Below are 18,980 nucleotides of genomic sequence, written 5' to 3' on the forward strand. Positions count from 1 at the left end.
CCTGCGTAACTCTTCATCGCGTCTCCTGAAGCGCCAGCGCGAACCACACCCTCTTGCCCGTGGTGCCGGGTTCGGGCGGCGCGATGCCCCAGTCGTCGGCCAGCGCGGCCACGATGGCCAGTCCGCGTCCCGACTCCTCGGCTCCCGCCGCCGTACGGGGGCGCGGTAGGGCGGACGAGCGGTCGGCGACCGTCACGCGCAGGTCGCGCCGGGTGCACTCGACGGTGACGGTGATCGAGTCGCCCGCGCCGGGGCGGCTGCCGTGTCTGATGGCGTTGGCGAACAGCTCGCCCGTCGCCAAGACAGCGTTGTCAACGCTCTCCGACGGAACGCTCAGGCGCGTCAGGTACTCGGCCACCATGGACCGCACGCCCGACGCGCGTGACGGGTGGGCGGGGACCGTCGTCCGCAGGAGGTGGGTCCTGCTCTCGGGGATCAGTGGGGCAACCGGAGTCACGGCGGCCCCGGCGGGCCTGCTCCGCCCCGCCGGTGCGTGGTCATCGGCCGGGTGGACGTCACGTGCCAGTGAGGGCGACGGCCCGCGGCGATGCGCCCTGGATGCCGTCATCGATCCTCCTTCGAGTGCAGCACGGTGGGGACGGTCTCGATGGCTACTTCTGCAGCCAACACGCCGGACCAGGGCGGGGACCAGGGGGAACAGGGGTTGTCCGGTTGCTGGGCCGTAGTGGCGTGGCAGGTATGTTCGATCATGTGAGGGATGTGAGCGAGGGCCGAGCAGGGGTGCACCGAAGCGGTGGCGCCGGGTGGCCCGGCGTGCGCGGCAAGCGCGTACTGGTCACCGGTGGCACCCGAGGGCTCGGTGAGCAGATCGTGCGGCTGTTGGCGGCCGAGGGGGCGCGGGTGGCGACCTGTGCACGGACCCCGCTCGGCCTGGCGGCACTGGCCGGCTCGCTGGACGCTCCCCTGTTCACCCAGCCGCTCGATGTCACCGAGCCGGAGCGCCTGGAGGCTTTTGTCATGGCCACGGCAAAACGTTTCGGCGGTCTCGACGGAGTGGTGGCCTGCGCGGGCGGATCTCGCGGGGGCTCCTTCGAGCAGGCGCAGGCCGCGGACTGGGCGGCCACCTGGGAAGTGAACGTCGGCCATACGGCACGGCTGGTGCGGGCCGCGGTCCCGCATCTGCGGGCCGCCGGCGGCGGCTCGGTCGTGGTGATCTCGTCGATCTCCGGCTGGAAGCCCGGTCCGCCCATCCAGTACGGGGTCGCGAAGTCCGCGCAGATCCACCTGGCGGCATCGCTCGCCCGGGAGCTGGGTCCGGACGGGATCCGGGTGAACGCGGTCTCGCCCGGGTCGATGCTCATCCCGGGCAGGCGCTGGGACCGTATGCGGCGGGAGGACCCCGAGGCCTTCGCCGGATTCCTGGCTGCGGAGTTCCCGGGCGGACAGCCGGTCGCGCCCCAGGAGGTCGCCCGTGTGGTGGCCTTCCTGCTGTCCGACTGGTCGAGCGGGATCTCCGGAGCACATCTCCCCGTCGACCGGGCCCAGAACGCGCCCTCGCCCGACGGCTACTAAGAGGCCGGGGGTTTCCAGGACACGAGGTCGCTCCGTCATGCCACCGCCCCCAGCACCGGACGGGCCTTGCGTTCGAAGTCCTGCACAAGGGGCTCGCCGCGGCGCGACTCCAGCCGCCCGCGAAAGTCGCGCAAGGCCTGGATGGACCGTTCGCTGTGCACCGTGCTCAAGGTGTCGAGAGCCTCGGTGGCGGTGCCGAGGGCCTCGTCGAGGCGGCCCTGCTGGAGATGGGCGGTCGCCAGCACGGAGCGGCTGATGGCCTGGCGCCTGCGCCGGTCGGCGTTGGCGCTCAGCGACTCGCCCGCGGTGCGCTCCGCCTGCGCGGCAAGCCCGAGGTCGCGGAAGCAGAGCGCGGACTCGGCCTGGAGATAGTGATGGTCGAGGTAGCGCACCCAGGCGGATTCCTGCCCGGATCCCCGGCTGGCGTCCAGTTGCCGCTCCGCCATGCGCAGGGCCTCGGTGGCCTCGCCCGAGCGGCCCTGGGCGGCGTGTCCGCGGGCCGACATCGCGTACAGGCGCATCAGACCGAGCGGGCTGCCCGCGTCCTTCGCGGTGGCGATACCGGCCCGGGCCAGGGCCACCCCCTCGTCGGGGCGGCCGAGGTTGGTGGCCAGATGGGAGAGCCCGGCCAGGATCTGGCCGCCGAGGACCCGGTCGCACCCTTCGGCGCACAGGCGCAGCGCCTGGGTCATGTAGCGCTGGGCGAGGCCGTACTCCCCCGCGTCGTACGAGCTCCAGCCGGCCATCGCGGCCAGGCGCGCGGCGGCGGCGTACAACGAGCGCTGCAGATGCGGCGGCGTACCGCGACGCTGCAACATCGGGACGACCTCGGTGGAGAGGTAGTGAATGATGCTGGTGCGCACTCCGCCGCCGCCGTACTGGTTGTCCATCTGGTCGAACATGGCGATCATCGCGTGGACCTGCTCGACCGGTCCGCCGCTCGCCGCCAGGTTCGGCCGGTCGTCGTCCTGGTGCTCCAACAGCCAGAGCAACCACTCACGTTGGGGGTTCGTCAGCGCGGCGGCGACGAAGGGGACCGAGCCGAGGAGGCTGCGGCGGGAGATGTCGGTGGACCCCAGCTCGGCCAGGGTGTGAAGAGTTTCCGCGACGTCCTCGCCGTAGACCAGCGCCCGGCCCGCGACGGGCCGCTGCTGATCGGCGAGGAAGCCGAGGTCCGCGGGCGACACGGCGCGACCGAGCCGCTCGGACAGCACGGCTGCGATCAACTCGGGCGTGGTGCCCCGTGGTTGCTGACCCTGGAGCCAGCGAGTGACCGATGCCTTGTCGTAGTGGGAGTCGGCGCCCTGACGGCGGCCCAGTTCATTGACCCGGAGGGCGAGTGAGGCGTAGGAGCAGGCAGCGTCCTTGAGGGTCACCGCCAGCGCCTTGTTGGCCCCTGCGGGTGCCCTGCCCGGGTTCCTCGATTGTCCGTCGGTCACGGTGGCCATCCCGGTCTCGCATCACGGTCACGTGCAGCCGCATCCGGCCGTATGTGCCCCGATGCACCAATTCCCGTACGGCCCAACACAGTTGACCCTTTCTCACCAGTGACGGTGCGACAGGTCACTCGATCACTATGGTCGCCGACACACTCAACATGCAACCGGCGTTCTGATAATTTCAGAACGATCCGCATCGCTCTGTCTCTGTCAACGACCGCGTGGCACACTGCACGCTGTGATTGCCGTTCAGGGAGGTAGGACGTGAGCGACAACCGCTCCGGCGGCAGCGCACCGACCGTCCTGCGGATGGTTCTCGGCAAACGGCTGAGGCACCTGCGGGAGACGGCCGGGGTGTCGTTCGAGGACGCGGCCCGCGCGATCGAGGTCACCCCCCTCACCGTTCGCAGGATGGAGAAGGCCGAGGTCGGACTCCGCATCCCGTATGTAAGGGAGTTGCTGCACACCTACGGTGTTCCGGCGGCGGAGATCGACGACTTCCTCACCATGGCCAGGGAAGCCAACCAGCCGGGGTGGTGGTACAAGTACCGCGACGTGCTGCCCGACTGGTTCAGCGCCTACGTGAGCCTGGAGAGCGAAGCCAGCGTCATCCGTCTCTACGAACCCCACTACGTTCCCGGCCTGTTGCAGACGTACGACTACGTCACCGCGCTCATGCGGGTCGGCTTCCCCAACGAGTCGAAGGAGGAGATCGCCCGCCGCGTCGACCTGCGCGTCAGGCGCCAGGACCTGTTCGCCAAGCCGGACGCGCCCGCGATCTGGGCCATCCTGGACGAGACGGTGCTGCGCCGTCCGGTGGGCGGCGTCGAGGTGATGCGGGCTCAGATCGACCGGCTCCAGGAGGTCCTGGACATGCCGAAGGTCAGAATCCAGATCATGCGCTTCGAGGTGGGGGCACACCCCGGCGCGTTCGGTCCCTTCCACCACTTCCGCTTCGGCTTCTCCGAACTGCCCGACGTCATCTACACCGAGAGCCTCGCCGGCGCGGTCTACGTCGACCGTCCCGACGACGTCGTCACCTATCTCGAAGTACTGGACCGGATGTCCGTGCAGGCGGAGCCGGTCGCTCGAACCAGGACCATCCTGGCTGAACTGCGTAAGGAGTTGTGATCCATGGAACCCATGGGCCCCATCCACAGCGGCATGCCGGCCGTCGACCTGGGTACCGAGGGCTGGCAGAAGCCCTGGAGCGGTACCAACGGCGGGAGTTGCGTCGAGGCGAAGCGGCTGCCCGACGGCAGTGTCGCCTTCCGTCAGTCCAGGGATCCGGAGGGTCCCGCGCTGGTGTACACCCGGGACGAGATGGTCTCGTTCCTCCAGGGCGCCAAGTCGGGCCAGGCGGACTTCCTGATCGCCTGAGGCCCGCCATCGTTTTGCCGTAGGGCCGCCACCGCGTCACCCGCGGGCCGCCACCACGGCTGCACAACCGGACAACCCGCACGCACCCTCCCGCCGTGCGGGTTGTCCCCTCCATACTGAGGAAGTCGGTCGTCCTGCGGAGGGAGTGGGTGCGGGGATGCTCCTCCACCAGGCCCTCACCGAGTGCCGGACGCTGGTCGTCGAGGGCCCGGACGGCATCGGCAGGAGCGGCCTGACCTCCGAGCTCACCCAGCATGGATTCCTGATCCGGCGCTCGCGCGGGCACCTCCACCACGTGGACCCGATCCGCCCCTACCGCGAACTCCTCGACGCCCCGGGGCGGTTGGCCGTCGAGGGCGGCATCATCCACGAGCTCGTCTACGGGCCACTGCGCCATGGGTGCTCCCGGGTGACCTGGATCCAGGCGCTCGACTTCGCCGAGGCGGTCGCCGAGCGCGACGGCGCGCTCGTCCATGTGAGAGGCACAGCGGACGACGATGCCGAGGCGGTCAGTGCGTACGAGCGGGCGTTCCGCACCCTGGCCGAGCACGCCCCCGTCGTGACCGTGGACGCGGGAGACCCGGGCCGGCCAGACCACGGCCCCTCGCCGCCCCGCCCCCAACTCAGGCGCTGCACACAGAAGTTGACGATAGGTTGGCGACAGACCGCGTGACGCACGGTAAAGGTAGGAGATATTCCATGGCAGACGGCCGGCCCACCCCCGACCAAGAGGCATTGTCCAAGATCGACACCACGGTGCCGCACTCGGCCCGCATCTGGAACTACTGGATGGGCGGGAAGGACAACTACGAGGTCGACCGGGAGGCGGGCGACGCCTACCGCGAAGTCGCCCCGAACATCGAGACGATGGCCCGCGCCTCCCGCGACTACCTGATCCGCACGGTGACCTTCGTGACGGCCGAACTCGGCATCCGCCAGTTCCTCGACATCGGCACCGGCCTTCCCTCGTACGACAACACCCACCAGGTCGCCCAGCGCATCGCGCCCGAGTCGCGCATCGTGTACGTGGACAACGACCCTCTGGTGCTCCGCCACGCGCAGGCCCTGCTCACCAGCACTCCCGAGGGCGTCACGAACTACATCGACGCCGACCTGCACGAGCCCGAGAAGATCATCGAGGCGGCAGCGGAGATCCTGGACTTCGACCAGCCGATCGCCCTGATGCTGATGGGCATTCTCGGCCATGTCCAGGACTACGAGGAGGCCAAGTCGATCGTCAGCCGGCTCCAGGCCGCGCTGCCCTCCGGCAGCTACTTCGTGCACTACGACAGCACCGACACCGACGCCGCGCTCAAGGAGGCTCAGCAGGGCTACGACGACACCGGCGCCGTCCCGTACGTGCTGCGCAGTCCCGAGCAGGTCGGCGCGTACTACGAAGGTCTCGAACTGGTGGAACCCGGCATCGTGTCGTGCCCGCTGTGGCGTCCGGAGCCCGGTACCTCGCCCGAGCCCACGGACGTCCACGGCGGTGTGGCCCGCAAGCCGTGACGGTCAGGACGCTGTGACCGTCAGGACCCCGACGCCGGTTCGATGTTCTGGTTGAGCCGGAACAGGTTGTCGGGGTCGCGGTCGGCCTTGATACGGGCCAGGCGTGCGTAGTTGTCGCGATAGCTGGCCCGCACGCGCTCCTGGCCCTCGTCCATCATCATGTTCACGTAGGCCCCGCCCGCGGAGTACGGGTGCAGTGCGTCGAAGTAGTCGACCGTCCACCGCTTGATGAGGTCGGCGTGGGCCGGGTCGGGGTCCACGCCGGCGAAGACGGACGCCCAGCGGGCGTCGCGGTAGCTCCACGCGGTTTCCGTCGGGGCGTGGTCGTGGACGGCGCCGTCGATCGGGTACAGGTGCATCGTCGACTTCCACGAAGGCAGTTCGGCACCGAACTTGGCGTGTGCGTCGACCGCCTCGGCGGGGATGTCGTTGACGAAGTCCGCACGCCAGTACCACTGGTCGCCGGGCGGGTAGACCGGGTCGAAGGCCGACTGGATCGCGGGGTGCGGCATCGGCGCGGGGCCGTGCAGCAGCGGCTGGGGCAGGCCGTCGAGGAGCGGTGCCATCAGTCGCGCGGCCTCGTCCGTGTCGTCTCCGATGTAGCACCACACGACGCCGCAGACCTTGCGCAGATGGAGTTCCTCGGGGAACGGCGGGGCCGGCGGGACGGACCCGATCAGGAAGAAGGCGTTCAGCTCGCGGGGCGCGTGGGAGATGAAGTCCCGGTAGGCGGGCAGGACTTCGGCGGTGAGTTCGACGGGCCAGAAGGTGGGGCCCGCGACGACCGTGTTCACCTCGTGCAGCCGCAGGAGGAACGAGGTGACGACTCCGAAGTTGCCGCCTCCCCCGCGGATCGCCCAGTACAGGTCGGTGTTCTCGTCGGCGCTCGCGTGCACCTGCTCGCCGCTCGCGAGTACGAGGTCGGCCTCGATGATGTTGTCGATGGTGAGCCCGCACTTGCGGGTGAGATGCCCGAGACCGCCGCCGAGGGCGAGGCCTCCGACGCCCGTCGTGGAGATGATGCCGCTGGGTGTGGCCAGACCGTGCACGTTGGTGGCGCGGTCGACCTCGCCCCAGACGCAGCCGCCGCCGACCCGTACCGTGCGTGCCCGCGGATCGACCTCGACGTCCTTGAGCAGGGAGAGATCGAGGACCACGCCTTCGTCGCAGGTGCCCAGGCCCGCTCCGTGATGGCCACCGCCGCGGACCGCGAGCGGGAGGCCGTGGTCGCGGGCGAAGCCCACCACCTGTGAGACGTCGTCGGCGCTCGTACAGAGCGCCACCAGGGCGGGCCGCCTGTCGATCATCCCGTTGTACACACTGCGGGCCTCGTCGTACCCGGAGTCGTTCGGGCCGATCAACTTGCCCTTGAATCCGGCGAGTTCCTGACTTGCTGCTTGCGCAGGCGAAATGGACATGTGCGTCCCCCGTGTCCGGGGAGCGGTTCCGGGTTCCCCTGTCCGGGTCCCCCGTTCCAGTCTCCCTCTGATGGATCCGATTCGCCTGTTCTAGTCCGGTTCGTGGTACGCGGATATCCGTGCCCGCCACCCACCTCGCCCCGGCGGCTACCTACCTTTCACCGACGGGGCAGCATGCCCAGCTGCACGGCACGGGCGGCGGCCTCGCGCCGGGTGCGGACGCCGAGCTTGTCCAGGACGGCGGAGACGTGGTTGTCGACCGTGCGCACCGACACCACGAGCCGCTCGGCGATCTCGACGTTGGTCATCCCCTGCGCCAGCAGCCCCATGACCTGCAACTGGCGTTCCGTGAGACCTGCGGGATTCTCCCGTGTCGCCGCGTGCGGGCCCCGCGGGATCCGGCGCACGCCCAGTGCGCGCAGCTCCGTGCGAATCAGGTGGGCGAGCGGCTCCGCGCCCAGCGTGTCCAGCTCGGCGAGGGCGCCGAGCTTGTCGTCGGGGTCCGGGCTCTCGGCGAGGGCGGCGGCATGCTCGTAGGGGCATCCGGCCGCCTGCCAGGCCCGTGCCGCTGCGCGCCAGTGCCCCGCGGTCTGGAGCGCGTACGGATGCTCCGATCCGTCCGCGGGAACCGGGTGCCCGGCCTTGGCGAGCCAGTAGCCGAGTTCCGCCCGGTGCGCCGCGGCATCCAGCCGACCGGCCTCCGCGAACGTGGTACTCGCGGCGGCGGTCACCGCGGGGTGATCGCCGCGCAGCCAGGCCGACTCCGCCCGGGCGGCCGCGACCGGTCCGGTGCGCTGGAGTTCGCTGCTGCGCACCGCGATCTCCCAGGCCTGCGTGAGCAGTTCGTCGCCGCCGCTCCTGCCGCGGCGCACCCGTACCCGGCCCAGCACGGTCAGCGCGGGGCAGCGGGCGGGCACGAAGTCGTGCGCACCGACCTCGGCGTATTTCTCGGCGTCGTCCCAGGCGCCGGCGGCGAACCGGCGCAGGGCCATCTCGACGTTGAGATAGCTGAGGAAGCCCAGGTGTTCCGCCCGGTCGGCCAGTTCCATCGCCGGGGCCAGGAAACGGTCCGCCTCGGCGAACTCCAGGTTCTCCAGCAGGCTCCAGATGATGTTGGCGTAGGCCCGGCAGGCGTGCTCGACCTCGTCCGCTCCCAGGGCCACCTTCAGGCTCTCCTCGACCTGTGCCCGCCCCAGCGGGTCACCGGCCCGCCACCGGGCGGAGCCGACGTTGTTCAGGGCGTGCGCGAGGATCTCCGCGTCGCCCTCCCGACGGGCCAGGTCGATGGCGCGCTCGCCGAACGCGATCGCCTGCGCATGCCGGTCGGACAGCATGTGCAGCTGGGAGGTGTTGCTCAGAGCGAGCGCGAGCAGCCGGTCGTCGCCCGCCCCCTCCAGTACGGCGATGGCTTCTCTTGCCGCCGTCCGCGCCTCCTCGGCGTCACCGGCCCACCAGTGGATCCGCGACAGCCACCGCAGGTCCGCGCCGAGCGCCCGCGCGTCTCCCAGGGACCGGCGCAGCGCGACCGCCTCCCGCTCCGCTTCGACGGCGGCCACGGAGTCCGCGATGGTGTAGCTCTCCACCGCGTACCGCTCAAGGAGTCCGGCCAGCTCGGCCGGGGTGAGCCGCTCACGGTGACGGAGTACGAGCCCGAGATGGGCGGCGGCTTCGCGGTGGGCGCCCGCGCGGGACGCGTCGTGTGCGGCGCCTGGGCCGTGCCGGGCGATCGCCTCCAAGTCGCCTGCCTCCGCCGCGTGGTGGACGATCCGGGAGGCGTCGGAGCCCGGTACGGCGACGAGCGCGGCCAGTACGCTCCGGTTCAGCTCGATCCGCCGTGCGGCGGGCAGGGAGTCGGCGATGGCGCGGCGGATCAACTCGTGCCGGAAGTCCGCCCGTTCCGGGGTGACGACCATCAGCCCGCGCTGCTCGGCCGCCGCCAGCTCGGCCACGTCGTCCCTCAACAGAGCCTTGACCAGCGGGCGTTCCACCGCGGAGGGGACGACGGCCAGCTGCTCCAGCGCATCCCTGGTGGCGTCGTCCAGTCCCCGCAGCCGGGCCAGTACGGCGTCCACCACCGTCGGCGGCACACCACCGGTACCGCCTGCCGCCACCACCTCGGCCACGAAGAACGGGTTGCCCGACGTCACCTCGTACACCTGCACCGGATCCAGTTCACTGGCCGCGCTGAGCCGGCGTACGGCACCCGGGGAGAGCCGGGACAGCGGCAGACGGTGCACGCGCTCCGCCCGGGACACCTGGCCGAGCAGATGGCGCAGCGGGTGTTCGCGGCCCAACTCGTCGTCCCGGTAGGTCAGGACCAGCACGGCGGGGAGCCGCTCCACCCGGCGGACGAGAAAGCGCAGCGCGTCGAGGGAGGCCTCGTCGGCCCAGTGCACGTCCTCGACGACGAGTACCGCAGGATGCGGCGCTCTTCTCAGCTCCGCCCGCAGGGCGTCGTACACCAGATGGCGGTCGCCTCCCACGGTGAGCACCCGCGCGAGTTCCGGGCCGACGCTCCCGACCAGATCACGGAAGGGCCCCAGTGGCCGTCGGGTCGTGAGGTCGTCGCACTCCCCCAGCAGCACGCGTGCGTCGGGGGGCAGCACCTCCGGCAGTACCTTCACCAGGCTGGACTTGCCGATGCCGGCCTCTCCGAAGACGAGCGCCACGGATCCGGCGCCGTCGGCCGCTTCGCGCGCGGCGGCTGCCAGTTGGGCGAGCTCGTGGTCGCGCTCGAGGAGCCCCCGTTCCACGGGACGATTCTGGCACGCGCGACGCCCGTCCAGTACGTCAGAACGCGGACCGCGCCTTCACCGCCTCGCCCCGGTGGGGCCGGGACAGCAGCAGCAGACTGCGTGCCTCGACGCAGACTTCGGTGTCCGCCTTGCGTTCGGACTCGTCCGGCAGCCCCTGCGGATCCGCGGTGTCGATCCGTACGGTCCACCGCTCGCCGTAGGACACGTCGGGAAGGCGGAAGGTCACCGGCTCCCAGTGGCTGTTCAGAAGCAGCAGGAAGGAGTCGTCGACCATCGGGTCGCCGTAGGGGTCCGGCTCGGCGATGGCGTCGCCGTTGAGGAAGACGGCGACGGCGTGGGCGTCGGGGCGCAGCCAGTCCTCGTCCGTCATCTCGCCCGCGTCGGGGCGCAGCCACATCAGGTCGGGCAGCGGCTGGTGTTCGTCTCTCGGGGTGTCGCCGAGGAAGAAGCGGCGGCGGCGCAGGACGGGATGGGCGGCGCGCAGCTCGATGGCACGCCGGGTGAAGTCCATGAGCTCGCGCTGCTCTTCGCTCAACCGCCAGTCGATCCAGGAGACTTCGTTGTCCTGGCAGTAGGCGTTGTTGTTGCCCAGCTGGGTGCGGCCCAGTTCGTCGCCGTGGGCGAGCATCGGGATGCCCTGGGACAGCAGCAGGGTGGCGAGGAGGTTGCGCTGCTGGCGGGCGCGCAGTTCCAGCACCCCTTCGTCGTCGGTGGGACCTTCGGCGCCGCAGTTCCAGGAGCGGTTGGTGCTCTCGCCGTCCTTGTTGTCCTCGCCGTTGGCCTCGTTGTGCTTGTCGTTGTACGAGACCAGGTCGCGCAGGGTGAATCCGTCGTGCGCGGTGACGAAGTTGATGCTGGCGCGGGGCCGCCGCCGGTCGTGCTGGTAGAGGTCCGAGGAGCCGGTCAGCCGGGAGGCGAACTCGCCGAGCGTGTGGTCGCCGGAGCGCCAGAAGTCCCGTACGCAGTCACGGTACTTGCCGTTCCATTCCGACCACAGGGGCGGGAAGTTGCCGACCTGGTAGCCGCCTTCGCCGACGTCCCAGGGCTCGGCGATGAGCTTCACGCGACCGACCACCGGATCCTGCTGGATCAGGTCGAAGAAGGCGGAGAGGCGGTCCACCTCGTGGAACTGCCGGGCCAGGGTGGCCGCCAGATCGAAGCGGAACCCGTCGACGCGCATCTCGGTGACCCAGTACCGCAGCGAGTCCATGATCAGTTGGAGCACGTTCGGGTGCCGCATCAGCAGGCTGTTCCCGGTACCGGTGGTGTCGTAGTAGTGCGCCTGGTCGCCTTCCACCAGGCGGTAGTAGGAGGCGTTGTCGATCCCGCGGAAGGAAAGGGTGGGGCCGAATCCGTTGCCCTCGGCGGTGTGGTTGTAGACGACGTCGAGGATCACTTCGAGGCCGGCGGCGTGCAGGGCCTTCACCATCGACTTGAACTCGGTGACCTGCTCCCCGCGCGTGCCGTGCGCCGCGTAGGCGTTGTGCGGCGCGAAGAAGCCGATCGTGTTGTAGCCCCAGTAGTTGGACAGCCCACGGTCACGCAGGAAACCGTCCTGGACGAACTGGTGCACCGGCATCAGCTCGACCGCCGTGACTCCGAGCGAGGTCAGGTGCTTGATGACCGCCGGGTGGGCGAGCCCGGCGTAGGTGCCACGCAGTTCGGCGGGGACCTCCGGGTGCGTACGGGTCAGTCCCCGCACATGGGCCTCGTAGATCACCGTCTCGGCGTACGGGCGCATCGGCGGGCGGTCGTAGCCCCAGTCGAAGAACGGGTCGGTCACGACGCCGAGCAGGGTGTGATCGGCGCTGTCCGCCGGATCGGGCCCGTGCGCCGCGCGCTCGAAGAGGGAGGCGTCGTTGTCCGGCTGGCCGTCGACCGCCCTGGCGTACGGGTCGAGCAGCAGCTTCGCCGGATTGCAGCGGTGTCCGGCTACCGGGTCCCAAGGTCCGTGCACCCGGTAGCCGTAGCGCTGCCCCGGCCCGACGCCCGGCAGGTAGCAGTGCCAGACAAAGCCGTCGACCTCGGTGAGCGTGACGGTGCGAGGAACGCCGAGCGCGTCGATCAGTACGAGATCGACGCGCTCGGCGACTTCGGTGAACAGGGCGAAGTTGGTTCCTTCGCCGTCGAATACCGCGCCCAGTGGATAGGGGCGGCCGGTTCGGATGCGCACGTGATCACGGTACGACGATCACGGCGTCCGCGCCGTGGCGAGACCTGTGGTTGGCGACCACGGCCTCGTTGCCGTCACGGGACCTGCGGTCGGCTACCACGGCGCCGCGCGGTTACCGGACCTGCGGTCGACGACCACGGCGTCCGCGGCGTCACAGAACCTGCGGTCGACTACCACGGCGTCCGCTCCGTCAGGGGGGATGTGGTTCACGTCCACCACGTCCGTACCGTCGCGGGATCACTGGACGGCGACCGCTGGCTCGGTGTCGTCATGGGAGTCGATGAGCACGACTCCGGGGTGATCGCGGGATCCGGCGAGCGCCGGCACGGACAGGGCGCGAGGCATCCCGCGCGCCTCCCGCAGGCTGGGCGCGGGTGCCGGCGGCATGAGCGGGGCGCGTTCGGCGGCCCGGGCCCGCCACGAGAACCAGATGATCTTGCCGCCGGCTCCGGTGGCGCAGCAGCCCCAGCCGTCGCTCAGAGCGGCGATCTGCGCGAGGCAGCCTTGTGGTGTGTTGTGCGGACGGATGTCCTGGTCGTTGTCCGACACGGCGGTGATGAGGTGCTGACCGTTCCACCACATCTCGATGGTCGTGTTCTTGTCCGCCGCGTGCTCCTCGATCGTATGGAGCAGCGCTTCGGCACAGTGACAGACGGACTCGACGAGATTCTCCAGGTTCCAGTACCGGAGGTGAGCGGCCAGAATGCGTCTGACCTGTCCTACCCGTTCCGGGCTGACCTCCACGTCGAGGTGGTAGTAGCAGGGCACTGCAGCTTTCATTGTCGTTGGCTCCTCACCGGCGAAGCTCCCGCTCCTCCTCGCCCCTGCGGGCCGAGCCCCGAACACGTAGCGTGAGCGCTGGTCGCTTCTGAGTCAGTACCAGAGTGGGAGTACTGCTCCATTCGTGCAACACGAGGCCGGTCCCGATGTTGTTGAAGAGCCAACAAGACGCTCGGTGTCCGCGCAGGCACCATGGGTGAGGGTGTTGATCTCCGTAACGGATCGGTGCCCCTGCGTGCACGGCCCTCACTCGCCATCCGGGCGAGCCGTGACGCGTTTGAGAGAGAGGGAAGGTGACCAGCGTGATGCTGCTGCCTGCCAAGGCCGAGGTCGCCAGGCATCTTGAGCGGTACCGGGCCTGGGAACGTCTGCTGCTCGCGGCCCCCGCCGACCACACGGTGCGGGGCAACTTCGAGAACACGGGATACACGCTGTGCGTGCTGATGGGCAAGCGCTGCGCGCGCGAGGCCGCGGACGCCGCCGAGCACTATCTGCGTGCCGCTTCGTCGCTGGCAAGGGCGCGAGGTGCCCAGGGCCGGGGGCCGAGCCGGACGGTGGGCCAGTGCCCCTGAGCGCTCCGAGGCGTCGGGGCGTTCCGACGCGGATCTGAAACCGCAGGCTGGGCGAGAGGACGGCGGAGGCGAATACCCATGGACGTTAATCCGGACAGCGGCCGTATCCCGACCGTGGATGTCGGCGCGCTCGACATCCCGACCAGGGGAGGCCGCTCGTTCAGTGTGCCGATCAGGGATACGCGCTCGGCCTCCGTGCCGGCCGTGGACGCCCGCTCGGCCTCCGTCCCAGCCGTAGCGGTGCCTGTTTCGGATGCCCACGCTGTCGGCATCCCGGTCGTGGACGTCCACCCGGTCGTCGAGTGCGGCAGGCGGCCGGCCAAGGCGGTGTGCGGCGAGACCTTCCAGGTCACGGCGACCCTCTTCGGCGAGGGCCATGACGCGGTCGCCGCGAATGTCGTCCTGTGCGACCCGAGCGGCCGCCCGGGGCCGTGGACCCCGATGCGCGAGCTGGCCCCCGGCACCGACCGCTGGGGCGCCGACATCACGCCGGGAGAAATGGGTCACTGGACCTACCTGGTGGAGGCGTGGCGCGATCCCCTGGCCGCCTGGCGCCGCGCCGCCGGGATCAAGGTTCCGGCCGGTATCGACTCCGGGCTGATGCTGGAGGAGGGCGCCGAGCTGTACGAGCGGGCCGCCGCCGGAATCCCGGAAGCGGCAGGCCGGGGCATGGTGCTCGCCGCCGCGAACGCCCTGCGCGACGAGTCCCGTCCGCCGACCGACCGTCTCGCGGCCGCCCTCACCCCGGCGGCGGACGCCGTCCTCGCGGAGCACCCGCTGCGTGAACGGGTCTCCCGTTCCCTGCCGTTGCCCCTGCTCGTCGAGCGGAAGCGGGCCCTGTACGGCTCCTGGTACGAGTTCTTCCCGCGCTCCGAGGGCACGCCCGAGCGACCGCACGGCACGTTCCGTACCGCCGCCGAACGCCTGCCCGCCATCGCGGAGATGGGCTTCGACGTCGTCTACCTGCCGCCGATCCACCCCATCGGCACGACGTTCCGCAAGGGCCCCAACAACACGCTGTCGGCGAGCCGATCGGATGTGGGCGTGCCCTGGGCGATCGGTTCCCCGGAGGGCGGGCACGACGCCGTCCACCCGGACCTCGGCACGATCGACGACTTCGACGCGTTCGTACGCCGGGCAGCGGACCTGCGTCTCGAGGTCGCCCTGGACTTCGCGCTCCAGTGCTCTCCCGACCACCCGTGGGTGCAGAAGCATCCGGACTGGTTCCATCACCGCCCGGACGGCACGATCGCGTACGCCGAGAACCCGCCGAAGAAGTACCAGGACATCTACCCGATCGCCTTCGACAAGGACATGCCGGGCCTGGTCTCCGAGACCGTGCGGCTGCTCCGTTTCTGGATGGACCATGGCGTACGGATCTTCCGCGTCGACAACCCGCACACCAAACCGGTGGTGTTCTGGGAGCGGGTCATCGCGGAGGTCAATCACACCGACCCGGACGTGATCTTCCTGGCGGAGGCGTTCACCCGGCCCGCGGTCATGCACAGGCTCGCGGCGGTCGGTTTCCAGCAGTCGTACACCTATTTCACCTGGCGCGACACCAAGGAGGAGCTGACCGACTATCTCTCCGAACTCGCCGGTGAGACAGCCGCGTTCATGCGCCCCAACTTCTTCGTGAACACGCCGGACATCCTGCCCGAGTACCTCCAGCACGGCGGGCGGGCCGCCTTCGAGGTGCGTGCCGTCCTTGCCGCGACCCTCTCGCCGGCGTGGGGAATCTACGCCGGGTACGAGCTGTGCGAGAACACGCCGGTCAGGGCGGGCAGTGAGGAGTACCAGGACTCCGAGAAGTACCAACTCCGGCCGCGCGACTGGGAGTCCGCGGAACGCGAGGGCGACACGATCACTCCGCTGATCACGGAGCTGAACGCGATCAGGCGGCGCCACAAGGCCCTGCACGAACTCAGGAATCTCCACTTCCACCAAGCCGACAACGACGCCCTGATCGCGTACAGCAAACGCACGGGCGACGACACGGTCGTGGTGGTGGCCAATCTGGATCCTCACCACGCTCAGGAGGCGACGGTCTCGTTGGACATGCAACGACTCGGCCTGGACAGGGACGACACCGTGCCGGTGCGCGACGAGCTCACCGGCGAGACCTACCGCTGGGGCAGCGCCAACTACGTACGCCTGGAGCCGGGCGCCGCGCATGTGCTCGCCGTCGGTGCCGCACAGCGGATCGGAGGGTCTCCCGCATGATGGTCAACGAGCCCGTCCCGGACACGTTCGAGGACACCCCGGCCAAGGACCGCGATCCCGAGTGGTTCAAACGCGCCGTCTTCTACGAGGTCCTGGTCCGCTCCTTCCAGGACAGCAACGGCGACGGAATCGGCGACCTCAAGGGCCTGACCGCGAAACTGGACTACCTGCAATGGCTGGGCGTGGACTGCCTCTGGCTGCCCCCCTTCTTCAAATCACCCCTGCGCGACGGCGGCTACGACGTCTCCGACTACACCGCCGTCCTGCCCGAATTCGGTGACCTCGCCGACTTCGTGGAGTTCGTCGACGCCGCCCACCAGCGCGGCATGCGCGTCGTCATCGACTTCGTCATGAACCACACCAGCGACCAGCATCCGTGGTTCCAAGAATCCCGCGCCAACCCCGACGGCCCCTACGGCGACTACTACGTCTGGGCCGACGACGACAAGCAGTACCAGGACGCCCGGATCATCTTCGTCGACACCGAGGCCTCCAACTGGACCTTCGACCCGGTCCGCAAGCAGTACTACTGGCACCGCTTCTTCTCCCACCAACCCGACCTCAACTACGAGAACACCCGGGTCCAGGAAGAGATTCTGGCCGCGCTGCGGTTCTGGCTGGACCTGGGGATCGACGGCTTCCGCCTCGACGCGGTGCCCTACCTGTACCAGGTCGAGGGAACCAACTGCGAAAACCTTCCGGCAACCCACGAGTTCCTCAAACGGGTCCGCAAGGACATCGACACGCACTACCCCGACACGGTCCTCCTCGCCGAGGCGAACCAGTGGCCCGAGGACGTCGTCGACTACTTCGGCGACTACTCCGCCGGCGGCGACGAATGCCACATGGCCTTCCACTTCCCCGTCATGCCCCGCATCTTCATGGCCGTACGCCGCGAATCGCGCTACCCCGTCTCCGAAATCCTCGCGAAGACCCCCGCCATCCCCTCAGGCTGCCAATGGGGCATCTTCCTGCGCAACCACGACGAGCTCACCCTCGAAATGGTCACCGACGAGGAACGCGACTACATGTACGCGGAATACGCCAAAGACCCCCGCATGCGCGCCAACATCGGCATCAGGCGACGGCTCGCCACCCTCCTGGACAACGACCGCAACCAGATCGAACTCTTCACCGCCCTGCTCCTGTCACTCCCAGGCTCGCCGATCCTCTACTACGGCGACGAGATCGGCATGGGCGACAACATCTGGCTCGGCGACCGCGACGCCGTCCGCACCCCCATGCAGTGGACCCCCGACCGCAACGCGGGCTTCTCCTCCTGCGACCCCGGCCGCCTCTTCCTCCCCACGATCATGGACCCCGTCTACGGCTACCAGGTCACCAACGTCGAAGCCGCCATGTCCTCCCCCTCGTCACTGCTGCACTGGACCCGCCGCATGATCGAGATCCGCAAACAGAACATGGCCTTCGGCCTCGGCTCCTACACAGAACTCCCCTCCTCCAACCCCGCCGTCATCGCCTTCCTGCGCGAGTACAAGGACGACCTCGTCCTGTGCGTCCACAACTTCTCCCGCTTCGCACAACCCACAGAACTGGATTTGCGGGAGTTCGACGGCCGCCACCCGGTCGAGCTGATCGGCGGGGTGCGTTTCCCGGCCATCGGCGAACTCCCCTACCTGCTGACCCTCGCGGGTCACGGCTTCTACTGGTTCCGGCTCCGCCGCGCGGTCGCCCCCACCGTCATCAGGCGATCCTGACCGTCTCTCTCCCCCCGATCCCGATCGCGTGCCTCTCATCCCCACCGCGTGCCCTTGAAATCCGCCCGCCCTTGAAAGGACGTGTCGCCATGCAGAAGACCGCGCCGCACCGTCCGAGCGGCCTCAGCCCCGCTCCGCTGCTCACCTCGCTCGCCGAGCTGCTGCACGCATGGCTGCCCCGGCAGCGGTGGTTCGCGGGCAAGGGCCGCCCCGTCACGGATCTGACGCTGGTGTCGACGACCGAGCTGTACCCGGGGTGCCTGCACCTCCTGGTCCGCACCGAACACTTCGGGCTGCCCGCCCACGGCGGCACCGGCACTCCCCCGCCCGACGACTGCTACCAACTCCTCCTGGGGGTGGGGAAGTCACTGCCGCCCCGCCTCGCCCACGCCGTCATCGGACGGCCGAGCAAGGGCCCGCTCGCCGACCTGATCGTGTACGACGCCCTCCACGACCCCAAGGCGGCGGGCATGCTCCTTGAGCGGCTGCGCGCTCCGGGAACGGTGGGCCCGCTGCGCTTCGAACGCGACGTGCAATTCGCGGTTCCCGCCGGCCTCGCCCCGCGCCTCCTCGATGCCGAGCAATCCAACTCCTCGCTGGTGTACGGGGATTCGTTCATCCTGAAGGTCTTCCGCCGCGTCCAGCCCGGCATCAACCCGGACTTGGAGGTACCGGCGGCACTGGCCAGGCAGGGCTGCACCCGGGTACCGGCGCCCGCGGCCTGGATCCGGACCTCGTACCCGCGCGACGCGACGCTCGGCGTCCTCCAGCCGTTCCTGCGCGAAGCCGACGACGGCTGGACCCTGGCGCTCCAGTCGCTGGCCTCGGGACGGGGGTTCACGTCCGAGGCGTACGAACTGGGGCGCGCCACCGCCGAGGTGCATCTCGCGCTGTCCGCGGCCTTCCCCGTCGAGGCCCCAAGCCGGCGGCGGAACGGGCTGCTCGCGGAGGGAATGAGCGAGCGCCTCGACGCGGCCGCGCGATCCGTGCCCGAACTGCGGCCGTACGCGGCCGGGCTGTGGTCCGCCTTCGACACGCTCGCCGCCCTCGAGTCGGCGGTCCGTCCCGCACAGCGGATTCACGGCGATCTCCACCTCGGGCAGGTACTGAGGGCCGGCCGGCAGTGGTCGGTCATCGACTTCGAGGGTGAACCGGCCCGCCCGCTCGCCGAGCGCCGCCGCGTGCAGTCCCCGATACGCGATGTCGCGGGCATGCTCCGCTCCTTCGACTACGCCGCCCTGTCCCGCCATCCGTGGCGCCCCGAGTGGGCGCAGCACTGCCGGGAGGCCTTCTGCGCGGGCTACGCCGCCGAGGCGGACTGGGACCCGCGCGAAGAGCCCGAGCTGCTGCGCGCGTACGAGACGGACAGGGCCGTGTACGAGGTGCTGTACGAGGCGAGGCACCGTCCCGACTGGCTGCCCGTGCCGATGGCGGCGGTCAAGCGCCTGGCCGAGGGCCGCTGACATGCGCCCGGCGACC

15 protein-coding genes are annotated in these 18,980 nt (G+C 69.9%); 9 read left to right on the forward strand and 6 right to left on the reverse strand.

Translation table 11 applies throughout. The annotated features are described in order from the left end of the window. Positions 1-13 precede the first annotated feature (13 nt). Complete coding sequence (locus ACIPC1_RS18430; protein ID WP_402518175.1) at positions 14-568, reverse strand: ATP-binding protein; 555 nt, start codon at positions 566-568, stop codon at positions 14-16. Between the two features lie 152 nt (positions 569-720). On the opposite strand from ACIPC1_RS18430, the gene ACIPC1_RS18435 reads away from it, so the two are divergent. Next, a complete protein-coding gene (locus ACIPC1_RS18435) occupies positions 721-1,533 on the forward strand; it encodes an SDR family NAD(P)-dependent oxidoreductase (RefSeq protein WP_402518793.1) in 813 nt (270 codons plus the stop codon). A 35-nt stretch (positions 1,534-1,568) separates the two neighbouring features. Here the strand turns inward: ACIPC1_RS18435 and ACIPC1_RS18440 are convergent, their stop codons facing one another. Further along, a complete protein-coding gene (locus ACIPC1_RS18440; RefSeq protein WP_402518177.1) occupies positions 1,569-2,981 on the reverse strand; it encodes a hypothetical protein in 1,413 nt (470 codons plus the stop codon). Positions 2,982-3,281: 300 nt separating this feature from the next. Here ACIPC1_RS18440 and ACIPC1_RS18445 point away from each other — a divergent pair, with 300 nt between their 5' ends. The 4 genes from ACIPC1_RS18445 (at position 3,282) to ACIPC1_RS18460 (ending at position 5,861) form a co-directional block, all read left to right on the forward strand. Further along, positions 3,282-4,103, forward strand: a complete 822-nt coding sequence (locus ACIPC1_RS18445) for a helix-turn-helix domain-containing protein (protein ID WP_384382987.1) — start codon at positions 3,282-3,284, stop codon at positions 4,101-4,103. 3 nt (positions 4,104-4,106) lie between these two features. Continuing rightward, complete coding sequence (locus tag ACIPC1_RS18450; RefSeq protein WP_384382894.1) at positions 4,107-4,352, forward strand: DUF397 domain-containing protein; 246 nt, start codon at positions 4,107-4,109, stop codon at positions 4,350-4,352. 157 nt (positions 4,353-4,509) lie between these two features. Continuing rightward, positions 4,510-5,025: a hypothetical protein gene (locus ACIPC1_RS18455; protein WP_402518180.1), complete on the forward strand. Its 516-nt coding sequence runs from the start codon at positions 4,510-4,512 to the stop codon at positions 5,023-5,025. Positions 5,026-5,051: 26 nt separating this feature from the next. Further along, a complete protein-coding gene (locus ACIPC1_RS18460; protein WP_402518182.1) occupies positions 5,052-5,861 on the forward strand; it encodes an SAM-dependent methyltransferase in 810 nt (269 codons plus the stop codon). A 20-nt stretch (positions 5,862-5,881) separates the two neighbouring features. Here ACIPC1_RS18460 and ACIPC1_RS18465 read toward each other — a convergent pair whose 3' ends face one another. From ACIPC1_RS18465 to ACIPC1_RS18480, 4 genes are all read right to left on the reverse strand, one after another. Then, complete coding sequence (locus ACIPC1_RS18465; protein WP_402518184.1) at positions 5,882-7,279, reverse strand: FAD-binding oxidoreductase; 1,398 nt, start codon at positions 7,277-7,279, stop codon at positions 5,882-5,884. A gap of 158 nt (positions 7,280-7,437) precedes the next feature. Next, positions 7,438-10,032, reverse strand: coding sequence for an AAA family ATPase (locus tag ACIPC1_RS18470; protein WP_402518187.1), 2,595 nt, complete (start codon positions 10,030-10,032; stop codon positions 7,438-7,440). A 37-nt stretch (positions 10,033-10,069) separates the two neighbouring features. Next, positions 10,070-12,208 carry a glycogen debranching protein GlgX gene (gene glgX, locus ACIPC1_RS18475; protein WP_402518189.1) on the reverse strand — a complete coding sequence of 713 codons (2,139 nt, stop codon included), beginning with the start codon at positions 12,206-12,208 and terminating at the stop codon, positions 10,070-10,072. A 237-nt stretch (positions 12,209-12,445) separates the two neighbouring features. After that, positions 12,446-12,988 (reverse strand): pep a2, encoded by a 543-nt coding sequence (locus ACIPC1_RS18480; RefSeq protein ID WP_402518191.1) that lies wholly within the window; start codon positions 12,986-12,988, stop codon positions 12,446-12,448. A 305-nt stretch (positions 12,989-13,293) separates the two neighbouring features. Between ACIPC1_RS18480 and ACIPC1_RS18485 the strand changes: the two genes are divergently transcribed. From ACIPC1_RS18485 to ACIPC1_RS18500, 4 genes are all read left to right on the forward strand, one after another. Beyond that, on the forward strand, positions 13,294-13,560 hold the full coding sequence (locus ACIPC1_RS18485; RefSeq protein ID WP_384394008.1) for a DUF5133 domain-containing protein: 267 nt from the start codon (positions 13,294-13,296) through the stop codon (positions 13,558-13,560). Between the two features lie 78 nt (positions 13,561-13,638). Continuing rightward, on the forward strand, positions 13,639-15,783 hold the full coding sequence (locus ACIPC1_RS18490; RefSeq protein WP_402518193.1) for an alpha-1,4-glucan--maltose-1-phosphate maltosyltransferase: 2,145 nt from the start codon (positions 13,639-13,641) through the stop codon (positions 15,781-15,783). Next, the gene (gene treS, locus ACIPC1_RS18495) at positions 15,780-17,501 is read left to right on the forward strand and encodes a maltose alpha-D-glucosyltransferase (RefSeq protein ID WP_402518195.1); all 1,722 of its coding nucleotides are present in this window, start codon (positions 15,780-15,782) and stop codon (positions 17,499-17,501) included. Before ACIPC1_RS18490 ends, treS begins: the two co-directional genes overlap by 4 nt. Positions 17,502-17,590: 89 nt before the next feature. Further along, positions 17,591-18,964 carry a maltokinase gene (locus ACIPC1_RS18500; protein ID WP_402518197.1) on the forward strand — a complete coding sequence of 458 codons (1,374 nt, stop codon included), beginning with the start codon at positions 17,591-17,593 and terminating at the stop codon, positions 18,962-18,964. Positions 18,965-18,980: the final 16 nt, after the last annotated feature.

The sequence above is a fragment of the Streptomyces sp. NPDC087263 genome (assembly GCF_044744645.1).
Lineage (GTDB): Bacteria > Actinomycetota > Actinomycetes > Streptomycetales > Streptomycetaceae > Streptomyces.

What these genes read in the sequence shown, in the direction of transcription:
- ACIPC1_RS18480 (WP_402518191.1), bottom strand. Translation starts at nt 12,988, where the DNA reads ATGAAAGCTGCAGTGCCCTGCTACTACCACCTCGACGTGGAGGTCAGC.
- ACIPC1_RS18440 (WP_402518177.1), bottom strand. Translation starts at nt 2,981, where the DNA reads ATGGCCACCGTGACCGACGGACAATCGAGGAACCCGGGCAGGGCACCC.
- ACIPC1_RS18460 (WP_402518182.1), top strand. Translation starts at nt 5,052, where the DNA reads ATGGCAGACGGCCGGCCCACCCCCGACCAAGAGGCATTGTCCAAGATC.
- ACIPC1_RS18445 (WP_384382987.1), top strand. Translation starts at nt 3,282, where the DNA reads ATGGTTCTCGGCAAACGGCTGAGGCACCTGCGGGAGACGGCCGGGGTG.
- ACIPC1_RS18465 (WP_402518184.1), bottom strand. Translation starts at nt 7,279, where the DNA reads ATGTCCATTTCGCCTGCGCAAGCAGCAAGTCAGGAACTCGCCGGATTC.
- ACIPC1_RS18485 (WP_384394008.1), top strand. Translation starts at nt 13,294, where the DNA reads ATGCTGCTGCCTGCCAAGGCCGAGGTCGCCAGGCATCTTGAGCGGTAC.
- ACIPC1_RS18500 (WP_402518197.1), top strand. Translation starts at nt 17,591, where the DNA reads ATGCAGAAGACCGCGCCGCACCGTCCGAGCGGCCTCAGCCCCGCTCCG.
- treS (WP_402518195.1), top strand. Translation starts at nt 15,780, where the DNA reads ATGATGGTCAACGAGCCCGTCCCGGACACGTTCGAGGACACCCCGGCC.
- ACIPC1_RS18430 (WP_402518175.1), bottom strand. Translation starts at nt 568, where the DNA reads ATGACGGCATCCAGGGCGCATCGCCGCGGGCCGTCGCCCTCACTGGCA.
- ACIPC1_RS18490 (WP_402518193.1), top strand. Translation starts at nt 13,639, where the DNA reads ATGGACGTTAATCCGGACAGCGGCCGTATCCCGACCGTGGATGTCGGC.
- ACIPC1_RS18450 (WP_384382894.1), top strand. Translation starts at nt 4,107, where the DNA reads ATGGAACCCATGGGCCCCATCCACAGCGGCATGCCGGCCGTCGACCTG.
- ACIPC1_RS18455 (WP_402518180.1), top strand. Translation starts at nt 4,510, where the DNA reads ATGCTCCTCCACCAGGCCCTCACCGAGTGCCGGACGCTGGTCGTCGAG.